Origin of the sequence: Mycolicibacter acidiphilus (assembly GCF_018455725.1) — a bacterium.
GTDB lineage: Bacteria > Actinomycetota > Actinomycetes > Mycobacteriales > Mycobacteriaceae > Mycobacterium > Mycobacterium acidiphilum.
The window spans coordinates 235,122-249,182 of record NZ_JAHCLR010000003.1 but is presented as its reverse complement, the minus strand read 5'-3'; the positions used below and the strand labels follow the sequence as shown (position 1 = coordinate 249,182).

Annotated in this window: 14 protein-coding genes; 6 read left to right on the top strand and 8 right to left on the bottom strand. The window is 66.3% G+C overall.

All coding sequences use genetic code 11. The features are described from left to right. Nucleotides 1-23: 23 nt before the first annotated feature. From KIH27_RS02970 to KIH27_RS02960, 3 genes are read right to left on the bottom strand one after another with little or no spacing between them, the layout of a single operon-like run. Nucleotides 24-1,094, bottom strand: coding sequence for an ATP-binding protein (locus KIH27_RS02970; protein ID WP_214091420.1), 1,071 nt, complete (start codon nt 1,092-1,094; stop codon nt 24-26). Beyond that, nucleotides 1,091-3,145, bottom strand: a complete 2,055-nt coding sequence (locus KIH27_RS02965; protein WP_214091419.1) for a TnsB C-terminal domain-containing protein — start codon at nt 3,143-3,145, stop codon at nt 1,091-1,093. The genes KIH27_RS02970 and KIH27_RS02965 overlap by 4 nt, the downstream gene beginning before the upstream one ends. Continuing rightward, nucleotides 3,142-3,873, bottom strand: coding sequence for a TnsA-like heteromeric transposase endonuclease subunit (locus tag KIH27_RS02960; protein ID WP_214091418.1), 732 nt, complete (start codon nt 3,871-3,873; stop codon nt 3,142-3,144). The genes KIH27_RS02965 and KIH27_RS02960 overlap by 4 nt, the downstream gene beginning before the upstream one ends. Nucleotides 3,874-4,140: 267 nt before the next feature. On the opposite strand from KIH27_RS02960, the gene dnaK reads away from it, so the two are divergent. From dnaK to KIH27_RS02940, 4 genes are read left to right on the top strand one after another with little or no spacing between them, the layout of a single operon-like run. Beyond that, a complete protein-coding gene (gene dnaK, locus KIH27_RS02955; RefSeq protein ID WP_214091417.1) occupies nt 4,141-5,991 on the top strand; it encodes a molecular chaperone DnaK in 1,851 nt (616 codons plus the stop codon). Next, nucleotides 5,988-6,617, top strand: coding sequence for a nucleotide exchange factor GrpE (gene grpE, locus KIH27_RS02950; RefSeq protein ID WP_214091416.1), 630 nt, complete (start codon nt 5,988-5,990; stop codon nt 6,615-6,617). Before dnaK ends, grpE begins: the two co-directional genes overlap by 4 nt. Before the next feature lie 23 nt (nt 6,618-6,640). Then, entirely contained in the window at nt 6,641-7,822 is a 1,182-nt protein-coding gene (dnaJ, locus tag KIH27_RS02945; RefSeq protein WP_214091415.1) for a molecular chaperone DnaJ, read from the top strand. Then, on the top strand, nt 7,819-8,190 hold the full coding sequence (locus tag KIH27_RS02940; protein ID WP_214091414.1) for a heat shock protein transcriptional repressor HspR: 372 nt from the start codon (nt 7,819-7,821) through the stop codon (nt 8,188-8,190). The genes dnaJ and KIH27_RS02940 overlap by 4 nt, the downstream gene beginning before the upstream one ends. 168 nt (nt 8,191-8,358) lie before the next feature. On the opposite strand, the gene KIH27_RS02935 is transcribed toward KIH27_RS02940, so the two are convergent. Further along, nucleotides 8,359-9,252, bottom strand: a complete 894-nt coding sequence (locus tag KIH27_RS02935; RefSeq protein WP_214091413.1) for an aldose 1-epimerase — start codon at nt 9,250-9,252, stop codon at nt 8,359-8,361. A gap of 57 nt (nt 9,253-9,309) precedes the next feature. On the opposite strand from KIH27_RS02935, the gene KIH27_RS02930 reads away from it, so the two are divergent. Beyond that, nucleotides 9,310-10,056 (top strand): DUF3592 domain-containing protein, encoded by a 747-nt coding sequence (locus KIH27_RS02930; RefSeq protein WP_214091412.1) that lies wholly within the window; start codon nt 9,310-9,312, stop codon nt 10,054-10,056. Nucleotides 10,057-10,072: 16 nt separating this feature from the next. Continuing rightward, nucleotides 10,073-11,641 carry an acyl-CoA carboxylase subunit beta gene (locus tag KIH27_RS02925; RefSeq protein ID WP_214091411.1) on the top strand — a complete coding sequence of 523 codons (1,569 nt, stop codon included), beginning with the start codon at nt 10,073-10,075 and terminating at the stop codon, nt 11,639-11,641. Nucleotides 11,642-11,654: 13 nt separating this feature from the next. On the opposite strand, the gene KIH27_RS23160 is transcribed toward KIH27_RS02925, so the two are convergent. The 4 genes from KIH27_RS23160 to KIH27_RS02905 all read right to left on the bottom strand — a co-directional run bounded on the left by KIH27_RS23160 (nt 11,655) and on the right by KIH27_RS02905 (nt 13,999). Next, nucleotides 11,655-11,960, bottom strand: coding sequence for a DNA-binding protein (locus tag KIH27_RS23160; protein WP_214091470.1), 306 nt, complete (start codon nt 11,958-11,960; stop codon nt 11,655-11,657). A 95-nt stretch (nt 11,961-12,055) separates the two neighbouring features. Further along, nucleotides 12,056-13,207, bottom strand: a complete 1,152-nt coding sequence (locus KIH27_RS02915) for an FAD-binding oxidoreductase (RefSeq protein ID WP_250149495.1) — start codon at nt 13,205-13,207, stop codon at nt 12,056-12,058. Between the two features lie 74 nt (nt 13,208-13,281). After that, nucleotides 13,282-13,542, bottom strand: coding sequence for a hypothetical protein (locus KIH27_RS02910; RefSeq protein ID WP_214091409.1), 261 nt, complete (start codon nt 13,540-13,542; stop codon nt 13,282-13,284). Next, the gene (locus KIH27_RS02905) at nt 13,529-13,999 is read right to left on the bottom strand and encodes a hypothetical protein (protein WP_214091408.1); all 471 of its coding nucleotides are present in this window, start codon (nt 13,997-13,999) and stop codon (nt 13,529-13,531) included. The genes KIH27_RS02910 and KIH27_RS02905 overlap by 14 nt, the downstream gene beginning before the upstream one ends. Between the last annotated feature and the right edge of the window lie 62 nt (nt 14,000-14,061).

The following is a 14,061-nucleotide window of genomic DNA, read 5'->3' as shown; positions in this document are numbered from 1 at the left end:
GCAAGCGGCCCCGGCCGGACGGCTTAGACGGTTGAGCTGCTGCTGATCTGGGCCGCATTGTCGATCGTTGTTGCCGCGATCAGTTCATCAGTGATGGTTTCAACGCCGGTTGTGATCGCGAGGTAGCTGACGCGGTCGAGAAGATTGGTCAGCGACGCGATTCTTTCTTGGGTTCGCCGGTACAGCTCTTTGGCGTGATCGACCAGCATGCCTGGCTTGGCGTCGGCGAGCTTGATGTGACTTTCGAACGCGCCAAGCACGCTGACCCAACCGCGGAACCCCGCGTCACTGTCGACCGCGAACGGCGCGACCGGACACCGCGTGGCACGGCGGCTCGTCTGCGCGTAGCTGGCTTGCTCCCCGATGAGCCCCTCGTCAAAGAAGCGTTTTTCGCGCAGCTTCACGCCGACGTAAACGAACGTGACCGCCATCTCGTTCGCCAACCCCTTGAGGTGGTTAGACACTTCTACGCCGTTGCGATGTCGAAAGTCGATGAAGTGCAAGTCATCTATCACGATCAACCTCGTCGCGCACGACGTCACACAGTCAACGGCCAAGGCCCCCAGTTTCGACGTGGAGGCTCGGTCGACGGCGGGATGCCCATAGAACCGCAGGATCTGTTGATTGAGCCCCTTGAGCGTGATCCCGGCGCTGAGCGAAACGAAGGCCACCGGCAGACGCTGGTGGCCTTCAGGTGTTTTAGGTCCCTGGCGCCGGTAGACCGCACGGTGGAAACCTCGCGCGTAACGAGTGGCGATCGTTGTTTTACCCAACCCGGGCTCGGCGTCGATCACCACCGAACCGCGCAGGCGGTCACTGTCGCGTCGATTGGAAGACATGACCTGGTCGATGATGCCGTAGGCGGCCTTGAGCTGTGCCGTCTTCACCGTCGGAAGATTCGCGTTCCATACCATCCGCGCCTCGTTGTAGTCCTCCCGATGATCGTCGGGGAGCGCGTCCATTTGTTTGCGACTCAAGACTTCGAAGTCGTCACGAGGCCCCGAACTGGCGAACGCGTTCCACCCCTGTTTGCGGGACAGCTGGTATGAGGCAGTGCCGTTCCTTGCCAGCCAGCGGGCCCACCGGTTCGTCATTCGTCGAAAACCTCGAATGCGGCTTCGTCGGGGTGCTCGTCGTAGTAGCGGTCGAACACGTCATCGAGATCGTCCGTTACATGGGTTCGTGTCTGCTGGCGTCGCGCAACAAGATCGATGACTGCCGGTAGCGAGGCCGACATGCGTTCGTCTTCATCGCTGATTTCTTCGATCGTGGGCTGAGAGTGGGAGACGCGACCTGCGGCGATCCGTTTCGCAAGAACCCGGTCTCGTCGGGTCCGGACTGCATCTCGACTCCATGCCTCCAACAGGTCATGTACCGCCTGCGAGGGGTCGACGTGGCGGTTTTGGCGCAGACTGATGCTCTTGGCGTAGTCGGCGGCGTCCTGGCCGAATGGACCGTGCAGCCCAGCAGCGTGTTCCCACTCCAGGCAGTGCCATTCGTTGGTATCGGGGTTCCTGAAATAGACGAATCTCACGTCGTGGGTGTCGATACTGAAGGGCCAGTGACCCGCGTGCTTGCCGCCGTAGGGAGACCGGGCACCGCGGAAGCCGTTGAGGCCCTCGCCGTCATAGCGTTGCCCGTTGATTTCGACGCCGTAGTGCTGAATGGTGCGCCACTTAACGTCGAGGAATTCGTAGGCCAAGTCGCGACGTGCCGGCAAGGTCAATGCGCCAGAACGAGCCAAACCTATCTCCCACATCTCGGCCGGGGAGAAGTTGCCCGGACCCAGCTCTGGCACGCACAGTCCGCGGTGTTTCGTACGGTGATACACCGAACCGACCCACTCGCGGATGATCTGTTCGAGTTCTCCGACGTAGTAGAACGCCTGACCTTCCACGTCCTTGCCTCGCGAGTAGACGTCCGGGCCCTTGTACGCCGGAAGGTGTTGCAGCAGCGACTGCCGCAGGGTGAGAAAGAAGCGTTCGATCGTCGGTTTGTCCGTCGGTTTGTTCGGGATTGCCGGCTGGATCGAGATGCCGAATCGTGCACACACACCGATGACATGAGCCGAGAGGTACTGGCGGCCGTGATCGACCACGATGATCTCTGGCACAAGAGCGGGACGACGATCCGGTGACGATTCAGCGATCGCCTCGATGTCCTCGGAGCCCAGCAGAACGTTCTTCGGTACGCCGTGAAATGGCCACACGGACTGTTCGCCGTCATCGATTCCGAACTGCTGGGTGACGGACTGGTAGAGCACGTTCGCGACGTCCTGGGACTTAGTCGACACCGGCATCAGGCGCAAGCCAAGTACACAGCGGGTGTAGAGATCCATCGCCACCGTGAGTTCCACCGGAACCCATCGCAATGTCACCGGCTCCATCGCGAAAACATCGAGGGCATTGGTGTCCAAGACGATGTACTCACCAGGCCGGGTCGCCCGTAGGCGGCCGTATGGACCTGCAGGACGACCGGCGGCCGAACGACGTGCCTTGGCACTGCCGAACGTGTACATCCCCTTGGAATGCACCTCCACACGCCGGTAAGCGGCGGAGCGGGAAGGCAGCACAACGGCGTCGGCGCCGTACTCGGTCACAACTGCTCGATGTGTCGCGTCGATCACGGCGCCCCGCGTCGGCGTCGACGCGTTTGCGAAGCTGACCAGTACGGTCTTGAGCATTGTTTCCCACCGGGGATCAACCTGCGGCGCACGCTTTCGCGTTAGCTTCGAATCCGCAAGACCGGCCACGCCCGACTGCGTGTAACCCTCTATCCACCGACGCATGGTTTTTGTGGAGACGGATAGCTCGGCGGCTTTGCGTTCGATCGCGCGTCCTCGGTCTCCCTTGCGGAGGCACGGCTCGTCAAGAATCGATCGGACAGCGTTGGCGCGCCGTTCAAGATCGGCTAACGCAGCCGAGTCGAGCATGCCGAGGACGACGGGCACCAATTCGCGGTCCTGGGGGCTTGGCGAAGGTTCCGTTATTGGCTGGGCGGACATCGCCAACGTCGAAATGGTGGCAGTGCGGACCGATTGCCCCGACGACAAGGTGACGACTCCCCGACCGAACTCGGTGATGGTCCAAACATCACCGTCAAACCACACCTGGCTGCCGAGCACTAATTCGACGGAGGCGGTCACGATGGAACCGCAATTTCAACGATCGAATCCGGGCTCAGAGGCCGCGTCAGGTCCGTCCGGAGTTCATGGCGCCAAAGCAGCCAGAGCATCGCTCTGCGGACCGCCCAACGAGGCCGTCTCGCCGCAGATTCCAATTGACCGAACGTCAGTCCGGGACGGATGGCGGATCGAACAGCGGCGACGCTCGCACCGTCAACGAATTCGCCTCGCCTGCCGGCCGCCATCTGACGAACGTTGGCGAGCACGATCGGGTCAGCACCAGTCCAGACCTCGTACCTCCATTGCTGCGATGCGCAGACTCGCGAAGTCCATGCGAAGACAGCCGAGACCTTGGGATGCGTCAGCATGTCCGCAGGTTTTACGTCCACCACCACGAAGCTGCCGTCGCGGCGGGCCAGCAGCAGGTCGGGAACATGTCGGCGGGCCGCACCGTTGTCCTCCCCGACAAGCCATAGCGGCTGGGCCGCGATGCCGACAACGTCCGAGTCGAAATCGGCGAGCAGCAGACGGTCGCGTTCAAGAAGGCTCTCGTAACCCAAGTGGCTCTTGGTGGTCATGGACCAGAACAAGCCCGGGTAGTGCCGCTGCCCGGCGAAAGACCGTATCGGACGAACGGGCAGCCCCTGAACCACCGATGCCAACTGGACCTTGCCGACGGTCGTCGACTGCTCGTCTCCGCCAGCCGACACGTAGTGACATTGCGTCGCGCTGAGCTGGCCTCGGGCCATATCCGGAAGTGTGCGCTCCGTGGACACCGTATTGAGACAACGACACGCTCAGGACACGTCTTGGACACGTAAGTGGGATTTGGACACGACACGCGGGTTCCTACAGTTAGGAAGGCGCCCGGAACAAATCTGCGGCACCGCCCGTTGACCACATCGACAAGTTGAGTGATAGTCACTCAAGTCGGAGTTGACAGCAGGGTTGCGGTAAGCGCATCCTTGAGCGCAGTCCGCTCAGACTTCACAATCTCTACCAGGGAGGAAAACACCATGGCTCGTGCGGTCGGAATCGACCTCGGGACCACCAACTCTTGCGTTTCGGTGCTTGAGGGCGGTGACCCCGTCGTCGTAGCCAACTCGGAGGGCTCGCGCACCACCCCGTCGGTCGTCGCGTTCGCGCGCAACGGCGAGGTGCTGGTCGGCCAGCCCGCGAAGAACCAGGCGGTCACCAACGTCGACCGCACCATCCGTTCGGTCAAGCGCCACATGGGCAGCGACTGGAAAGTCGAGATCGACGGCAAGGACTACACCGCGCAGGAGATCAGCGCGCGCGTCTTGATGAAGCTGAAGCGTGACGCGGAGGCCTACCTCGGTGAGGACATCACCGACGCCGTCATCACCGTGCCGGCCTACTTCAACGACGCCCAGCGTCAGGCCACCAAGGAGGCCGGCCAGATCGCCGGCCTGAACGTGCTGCGGATCGTCAACGAGCCGACCGCCGCCGCGTTGGCCTACGGCCTGGACAAGGGCCAGAACGAGCAGACCATCCTGGTCTTCGACCTCGGCGGCGGCACGTTCGACGTGTCCCTGCTGGAGATCGGCGAGGGTGTCGTCGAGGTGCGCGCCACCTCCGGTGACAACCACCTCGGCGGCGACGACTGGGACGACCGCGTCGTCGAATGGCTGGTCGACAAGTTCAAGGGCACGTCCGGCATCGACCTGACCAAGGACAAGATGGCGATGCAGCGGCTGCGTGAAGCCGCCGAGAAGGCGAAGATCGAGCTGTCCAGCTCGCAGAGCACCTCGATCAACCTGCCCTACATCACCGTCGACGCCGACAAGAACCCGCTGTTCCTCGACGAGCAGCTGACCCGCGCGGAGTTCCAGAAGATCACCCAGGACCTGCTGGACCGCACCCGCAAGCCGTTCCAGTCGGTCATCAAGGACGCCGGCATCTCGGTCTCCGAGATCGACCACGTCGTGCTGGTCGGTGGGTCCACCCGGATGCCCGCGGTGACCGACCTGGTCAAGGAGCTCACCGGCGGTCAGGAGCCCAACAAGGGCGTCAACCCCGACGAGGTCGTCGCGGTCGGCGCCGCACTGCAGGCCGGTGTGCTCAAGGGCGAGGTGAAAGACGTTCTGCTGCTTGACGTCACCCCGCTGTCCCTGGGTATCGAAACCAAGGGCGGCGTGATGACCAAGCTGATCGAGCGCAACACCACCATCCCGACCAAGCGGAGTGAGACCTTCACCACCGCCGACGACAACCAACCGTCGGTGCAGATCCAGGTCTACCAGGGTGAGCGCGAAATCGCCTCGCACAACAAGCTGCTCGGCTCCTTCGAGCTGACCGGTATCCCGCCGGCCCCGCGCGGCGTGCCGCAGATCGAGGTCACCTTCGACATCGACGCCAACGGCATCGTGCACGTCACCGCCAAGGACAAGGGCACCGGCAAGGAGAACACGATCAAGATCCAGGAGGGCTCCGGCCTGTCCAAGGAGGAGATCGACCGGATGATCAAGGACGCCGAGGCGCACGCCGACGAGGACCGCAAGCGTCGCGAAGAGGCCGACGTGCGCAACCAGGCCGAGTCGCTGGTCTACCAGACGGAGAAGTTCGTCAAGGAGCAGAAGGAGGCCGAAGGCGGCTCCAAGGTGCCCGAGGACGTGCTGGCCAAGGTCGAGGCATCGGTCGCCGACGCCAAGAAGGCCTTGGAGGGCACCGACATCGGCGCGATCAAGTCCGCGATGGAGAAGCTCGGCGAGGAGTCGCAGGCGCTCGGTCAGGCGATCTACGAGGCCACCCAGGCCGAGCAGGGCGCTGACGGTCACGCCGGGCACGCCGGTGCCGACGACGTCGTCGACGCCGAAGTGGTCGAGGACGACGGAGCCGCCAAGTGACCTCGGAAACCGGTGCGGAATCCGAACCCGAACCCGAGGTGATCACCGTCACCGACAAGCGGCGGATCGATCCCGAAACCGGTGCAGCACGTGAAGGCACGTCCGGCCCGGCCCCCAGTGGGCCGGCGCCGGGCGAGCCGGAAGTCGTTGAATCGCAAGAGGCTCCCGAGGCCGACCCGGTCGCGGAGCTCACCGCCGACCTGCAGCGGGTGCAGGCGGACTTCGCCAACTACCGCAAGCGCGCGCTGCGCGATGCGCAGGTCGCCGGCGACCGGGCGAAGGCCGCGGTGGTCACCGAACTGCTCGGCGTCCTCGACGACCTGGACCGGGCCCGCACCCACGGCGACCTGGAGTCCGGACCGCTGAAGGCGTTGGGGGACAAGCTGACCGGTGTGCTCACCGGACTCGGCCTGGCACCGTTCGGCAGCGAGGGTGACGAGTTCGACCCGTCGCTGCACGAGGCCGTGCAGCACGAGGGCGATGGCACCCACTCGGTGATCGGTGCCGTCCTGCGGCAGGGTTACCGGCTCGGCGAGCAGGTGCTGCGGCACGCGATGGTCGGCGTGGTCGACACCGTGCCGGATGCCGACGCCACCGGCGCCACCGCAGAACCGACGGCCGACTGACACCGCAGAGGGGGTGACGCGATATGGCCCAGCGTGAATGGGTCGAGAAGGACTTCTACAAGGAGTTGGGCGTCTCCTCCGGCGCCAGCGAGAAGGAGATCAAGAGCGCCTATCGCAAACTTGCCTCGGAGCTGCACCCGGACAAGAACCCGAACAATCCGGCGGCTGCGGAGCGGTTCAAGGCGGTGTCGGAGGCCTACAGCGTTCTGTCGGATGAGGCCAAGCGCAAGGAGTACGACGAGACCCGGCGACTGTTCGCCGGCGGCGGTTTCGGCCGGCGCGGCGGCGGTTTCGGCGGGGGCGGTGGTTTCAGCCCCGGTGCCGACGGTGCGGAGTTCAACCTCAACGATCTGTTCGGCCAGGCCGGGCAGACCGGCGGTGCCAACATCGGCGACCTGTTCGGTGGACTGTTCGGTCGCGGCGCGCAGCAGCGGCCCAGCCGGCCGCGGCGGGGCAATGACATGGAGACCGACTCCGAGTTGAGTTTCCTGGAGGCCACCAAGGGCGTCGAGATGCCGCTGCGGCTGACCAGCGCGGCGCCGTGCACCAACTGCCACGGCAGCGGCGCACGTCCGGGCACCAGCCCCAAGGTCTGCGCGGCGTGCAACGGCTCCGGGGTGATCAGCAGCAACCAGGGCGCGTTCGGGTTCTCCGAGCCGTGCACCGACTGCCGCGGCAGCGGATCACTCATCGAGCACCCGTGTTCGGAGTGCAAGGGCACCGGCCGGGCGGCGCGGACCCGCACCATCAACGTGCGGATTCCGCCGGGAGTCGAAGACGGCCAACGGATTCGGCTGGCCGGTCAGGGTGAGGCCGGGCTGCGCGGTGCGCCGTCCGGCGACCTGTACGTGACGGTGCGGGTCCGCCCGGACAAGGTGTTCAGCCGCGACGGCGACGACCTGACCGTCACGATCCCGGTCAGCTTCTCCGAGTTGGCGCTCGGCACAACGCTTTCGGTGCCGACGCTGGACGGCAAGGTCGGAGTTCGGGTGCCCAAGGGCACCGCCGACGGCCGCATCCTGCGGGTCCGCGGCCGGGGTGTGCCGAAACGCAGCGGCGGCAACGGCGACCTGCTGGTCACCGTCAAGGTCGCGGTGCCGCCGAACCTGGAGGGTGCGGCGGAGCAGGCGCTGGAGGCGTACGCGGAGGCCGAGCGGTCCAGCGGCTTCGACCCCAGGGCGGGCTGGGCGGGCAACCGGCCATGAGTCCCTCGGAGAGCTCGCGGACGTTCCTGATCTCGGTGGCCGCCGAGCTCGCCGGGATGCACGCGCAGACGCTGCGTACCTACGACCGGCTCGGCCTGGTCAGTCCGCGGCGCAGTTCCGGTGGCGGGCGGCGTTATTCGCAGCACGACGTCGACCTGCTGCGGGAGGTGCAGCGGCTCTCCCACGACGAAGGCGTCAACCTGGCCGGCATCAAGCGGATCATCGAGCTGACCAATCAGGTCGAGGTGCTGCAGTCGCGGGTTGAGGAGATGGCCGCCGAGGTGGAGATGCTGCGGCGCAACCAGCGCCGGGAGGTCGCGGTGATCCCGAAGAGCACCGCCGTGGTGGTCTGGCAGCCGCGGCGATGAACCCAGACGGCCAGGACCACCCCCGGAAGCGCCGGCGCAGCTGGCTGTGGGGCTACGAGGATGAGCAGGAACTCTCACCGGAGCAGCGCGCGGAGCGCAGGCGGAGCCGAGTGCGGGATGTGTGGGATTGGATCATCGATCTGATTCCCTGGTGATCGGCGGGATCGTTCAGCTGACCCGGATCGAGAACTGTGCGACAGCCGGCTCGCCCGGCTGCGCCACCCGATATCCGCCTTGCCGCAGCGCATCGGTGGGTGCGGCCATCGGCTCGAAGCAGACGACGTCGTCGCTGTGCGGGGCGTAGATCTGCGCGGCCGGATAGCCGCCGTCGAAGTGCACCGTGATGCGGCGGTCGCCACCGGAGACCGCGAACACCGCCCCGGGCGGAACCTCGTCGTAGCCGTCGTCGAAGGTGTTGTCGCCCAACGGCTCATCGAGCGCCGGCTGCGGGGCCACCACGCCGGTGGGCAGGCCGTGAGCGTCGACCTCGCGCCGGCGCATCGCCGGTGCCTCGATCCGCCACTCGTTGCGCGGCACCCCGGGAATCGTCAGATACGGGTGGAACCCGAAACACAGCGGCACCGCGGCATCAGTCGTGGCGGTCACCGTGGTGCGAACCCGCAGCGTGCGTTCGGCCAGCAGGATGTTCATCTCCAGCAGGTGCGGGAACGGGAACGACGCCAGCAGCTCCGGGTCGGCGCCGAAGTCCAGCTCTGCGACCAGTTGTGAGTCCGACAGCGCGTTGACCCGCCACCGGGGGCAGGCGGCCAGCGTGCCGTGGATGGGGGAGCCGTGCTCGTCGGTGTGCACCCCGCCGGTGCCCGGGGTCAGCGTCACCGCCGTATCCCCGACGCGGTAGTCGTTGCCGCTCAACCGATTCGCCCACGGATACAGCAGCGGGATGCCCATCGTCTTGTGCTCGGTGACGTAGGCGTCCAGGCCGCGGCGCTGCCCGAGCAACTCCACGCCGTCGTCGGCCAGTGACGTGCAGATCATTCCTGCATCTGGAACATACATGGCAGTCAGCGCGGATACCGGGTCGCGGAGCGTGAGGATCTGCACGCTGTCAGCCTAGCCAGTCCTGCGTGCGTATCGTCGTTCGATGACGAAAGGAGACCGATGCAGCACCCCGAGGACGAGGCGGTGACCGACCCGAAACGACAGTTGGCGCTGCGTGCGGCTCGGAAGCGGGATGTCATGGATTACGTCCCCTGGGCATTCGCGATACTGGGGGTGCTGTTCCTGGTCATCGGGGTGGGCGTGGCCTGGCGCACCGTGAACTTCCGGGCCGGGGCACAGACCGCCGACGCGGTGGTGGTCGAGCGGATCGAGTCCCGCGACAAGGAGGGCTCCACCGTGTACGCGATCACCGTCGAATACACCGTGGACGGGCGCAGCTACCGGTACGCGCCGGGTGATCGCTCGAACTCGGAACCGGAAGTGGGGGAGCACCTGTCGGTGTTCTATCGGCCGGACAATCCCGGCGACGCGCGACTCGGCGGCTTCGCGGGTTGGAGTAACGCGCTCATCTTCACGTTTCTCGGATCGGTGTTCGGCCTGCTCGGTGGAACCTTCATCTTCTTCACCCGCCGCGACCGCCGCCGCCAGGAACGCACCGTCCGGATCGGGGAACCCCTCACCTGTGTGGTCGAGTCCATCGTCGAGAACACCACCTACAGCCCGAACGGCGACAGCAGCACCGAGTGGGTCCTCACCGCCCGTTACGACGACCCGGCCAACAACAGGGTGCTGCGCTTCAAACGCAACTACTCGCAGAAGCCCCGCGGGATCGTCGTCGACCGGGACCTGGTGACGGTGTTCGTCGATCCGGATGACCCGTCGAATTACGTGATCGCTGCCGACTGACGAAGGAACTCAGCCCATGTCCGACGACTCGCTGCGCGACGACCACCTGGAACTGCTGCGCCGCCGCGCACTGACCGAGGATGCGGCGCGACCGGAGGCGGTACGGCGCCGGCACGAGGCGGGCGGACGCACAGCGCGGGAGAATATCGCCGACCTGGTCGATCCCGGGACGTTCGTGGAGTACGGCCGGTTCGCGATCGCCGCGCAGCGTGCCCGCCGGAGCGTCGACGACCTGATCGCCAACACCCCCGCCGACGGCCTGCTGGCCGGGACCGCCACGATTAACGCCGCGCAGTTCGGGCCCGACCGCAGCACCTGCGCGGTGCTGGCCTATGACTACACGGTGCTGGCGGGCACGCAGGGTGCCCTGGGACATCTGAAGAAGGATCGGCTGTTCGACCTGATCGCCCGGCTGCGCCTGCCGACGGTCTTCTTCGCCGAAGGCGGTGGCGGACGGCCTGGCGACACCGACTACCCGACGGTATCGTCGCTGAACGTTCCGGCATTCGCGCTGTGGGCCAAGCTTTCCGGGCTGGTGCCGCGGATAGCGGTGGTCAACGGGCGCTGCTTCGCGGGGAACGCCGTCATCGCAGGCACCTCCGATCTGATCATCGCCACCGCGGACACCTCCATCGGGATGGCGGGTCCGGCGATGATCGCCGGTGGCGGACTGGGCGACGTCGCCCCCGATGACGTCGGGCCGCTGAGTGTGCAGGCGCCCAACGGCGTCGTCGACGTCGTGGTGGCCGACGAAGCCGAAGCCGTCGCGGTGACGAAACGGGTCCTCGGCTACTTCCAGGGCGCGACTGCGCCCGGTGCTGCCGCAGATCAGAACGCCTTGCGCACAATGATTCCCGAACGTGCCCGTCGTGCCTATCCGCTGAAGCCGATCATCGAAACGATTGCCGACGCCGACTCGGTGACCGTGCTGCGGGAGCGGTTCGCACCCGAGATGGTCACCGCACTGGCCCGTATCGAGGGCCGCCCGGTCGGAATCATCGGCAACAACACCATGGTGATGGCCGGTGCGATCACCGCCGCGGCATCCGACAAAGCCGCGCGTTTCCTGCAGTTGTGCGATGCGTTCGGGCTGCCGATCCTGTCGCTGGTCGACTGCCCGGGCTACATGGTCGGTCCGGCCGCCGAAGCAGAAGCGCTGGTACGACGGGGATCTCGGCTGCTGGTGGCCGGTGCTGCGCTGCGGGTGCCGATGGTGGCGGTGATCCTGCGTCGTGGCTACGGGTTGGGTGCGCAGGCCATGATGGGCGGCAGTCTGCATGAATCGGTGCTGACGGTGGCGTGGCCGGGCGCGCATCTGGGTCCGATGGGACTCGAAGGAGCCGTGCGGTTGGGGCTGCGCAAGGAGTTGGCCGCGATCGCTGACCCCGATGAGCGGGAGCAGGTGGTCCGGCAGGCGACCGCCGTCGCCGAAGAGAACGCCAAAGCCCTCAACGCCGCAGCGCTTTTCGAGATCGACGACGTCATCGACCCCGCGGAGACCCGGAGTCTTGTCGCGGCTGCTCTGGCGGCATCCGCCGGTGTCGGAAGAGGCGAGCCGAGGCCGCGCTTCGTCGACACGTTCTGACCGGGTTGCGCCTTCAGTCCTGCTGCGAGACGAATTCGTCGAGCACCTGTCGAGACAATCTGGAGACGCTCATGTTGCGGGCCTCGGCGATCGCTTGCAGCCTGGCCCTGGTGTTCTCGGAAACGCGCACCTGCACCACCGGCGAGTGTTTGGCGCCGCCTGACAACGACTTTCCGCCCGGAATGAGGTTGCGTGAGCGTGCCTTGGCCAGGACATCGGCGGCGATCTGTGCGGCGCGTTCGTCGGTGAGACGTTCGCCGTCGACGAAGATCTGGGCTGTGGTCAGGTCGACGTCCTCGACGAGGGTGTGCTCTCGCAGTGGAGGCGCTGCTCGTCACTTCAGTCAGGCTTCGGGCCGCAGTGGGCTGATCTGACCCGCTGGCCGGTGTTCGGTGACTGAACTCGTGCTGATCGCTACGCCAGCAGCGGATCGTGCCGAATCTGCTCTGGTGCAGCACCTTTCGCTAGCAGCGCCGCTTCGGTGGCCCGGGTCATGTCCGGGCCGCCGCAGATCAGGATCTGCCGGTCGCCCCATCCGCCGTACCGGGTGACCACCTCCGGCAACCGCCCCGTCTGCCGCAGATGCAGTCCCCGCGGCGGCGTCGGATCCGGGTAGTCCGCGGCCCAGTCCGGGTCGCCCGGGTACTCCGACACCGGGGTCACCGACAGCCACGGGTTGTGCACACCGATCTGCCACAGGGTCGGCAGGTCGTACAGTTCGCACGGGTAGCGGCCGCCGAAGAACAGCTGCACCCGCGGGTTCACCGCCCACCGGCACATGTCCATGATGATCGCGCGCAGCGGTGCCAGGCCGCTGCTGCCGGCCACCATCAGCACGTCGCCGCCGTCCCGGTCGACGTGCAAGCCGCCGTGTGGACTGGACAGTCGCCAGCGGTCACCGGGTGCGGTCTCGTTGACGATCGCGGTGCTGACCAGGCCGCCGGAGACGGCGCGGACATGGAATTCGATGGCGCCGGTCTCGTCGGCGGGCATGCTCGGGCTGAGGTAGCGCCACAGCCGGGGGCATTGCGGCGTCTCGACTTTCACGTACTGGCCGGGGTGGTACGGCAGCGGCTGCTCGAGTTGCATGCGGACGACGGCCAGGTCGCGGGAGACCCGCAGATGCTCGACGACGGTGCCATCCCACCAGGCCGGGCCATCCTCCGCGTCGGCGGCGCCGCTCATCACACCGATGACCAGCTGCAGCGACTCGCGGGCCGCCTCGTCGACGGCGGGAGTCCAGCCGTCACCCAGCGCGTCGCGCAGCGTGGCGTACAGCACCGCACCGAGGGCGTCGTAATGATCTTGTGTCACACCGTATTTGCGGTGGTCGCGACCGAGCTGGGCGAGGAACGCCACCGGCTGCTGCGCCCGGTGTGCGGCGAACTCGCCGTACACCCAGCCGATGGCCTGGGCGAACGCGCTGCGAATGCTCCCCAGGTCGGTGGGGAACAGGTCGCGGATTTCGGGGCGGGCGCCGAACCAGCGGGTGAACAGCCGCGCCGCGAAGTCATCGGAGCCGGTGACCGCATCTTGCAGCACCCGCAGCGCGTCGCGGTCGTCCATGCCCACGGCCGCGATCCTATCTACGAGGTCCGCCGGTTCAGGAGATGAGCGCCGTCACCGGCGTCGGCCACGAGTCAGGCGGCTGAGTGCACCCGTTTTGCCAGCGCCAGGTAATCCTCGATTGAGCCGGGCAGGATGTTGAGGTGCACGATCGTGCCGTTCGGGTGCGCGACCAGATCGACGACGACTGCGACCGCAGCCGTATCGGGATCACCTGCGACTACCAGCGCACCCGGGGTGATGATCGACGGCTCGCGTGCTTCGTCGAGGAACGTCCAGACATACCCGGTCTGGTCCTGCGCGTTCAGGTCCGCAGCGATATCAACGACGGTCATCGGTCGACCTCCAATGCTTGCTCCCACCATAGTGGTCGTTGCCGTGCGTTGGGCCAAGCGCGGCCAGTAGCGCCGGTATCTCATTGATGGATCCGACCAGCACCGTGACGTGCGGCCGGCGAAACGTTGGGACGACTCGGAATCCTGCTGTCATCAGGTCTTCGGCCTGTACCGTGTGGATGAGCCGGTAGGTGGCCAGTTGGCCGGCCAGTAATCCGTCCAGCGAATCGGGGCCCATGTCGTCGATTGCGGCGAACATCGAGATGCCCAGGACGGGATCGCCGTCGAGGCAAAACATGCGACGCGTTCGCTCAGCGTGCCGAAGAAGCTTCTCAACCGAGTCGGGGCCGCCCCGCAGCAGCAGACAGTCGGCGGGCAGCTGCTCATCTCGGATGCCGTCGAGAAGATCGGGCAGGTCGGCTACGCGATTGACCGTACGGCCGGCCGCCGACAGCACCGCCCCATGTGGGTAGTTACCGTGCCCCAGGAGAGCTCATGGTCGGTGTCACGACGATGCGA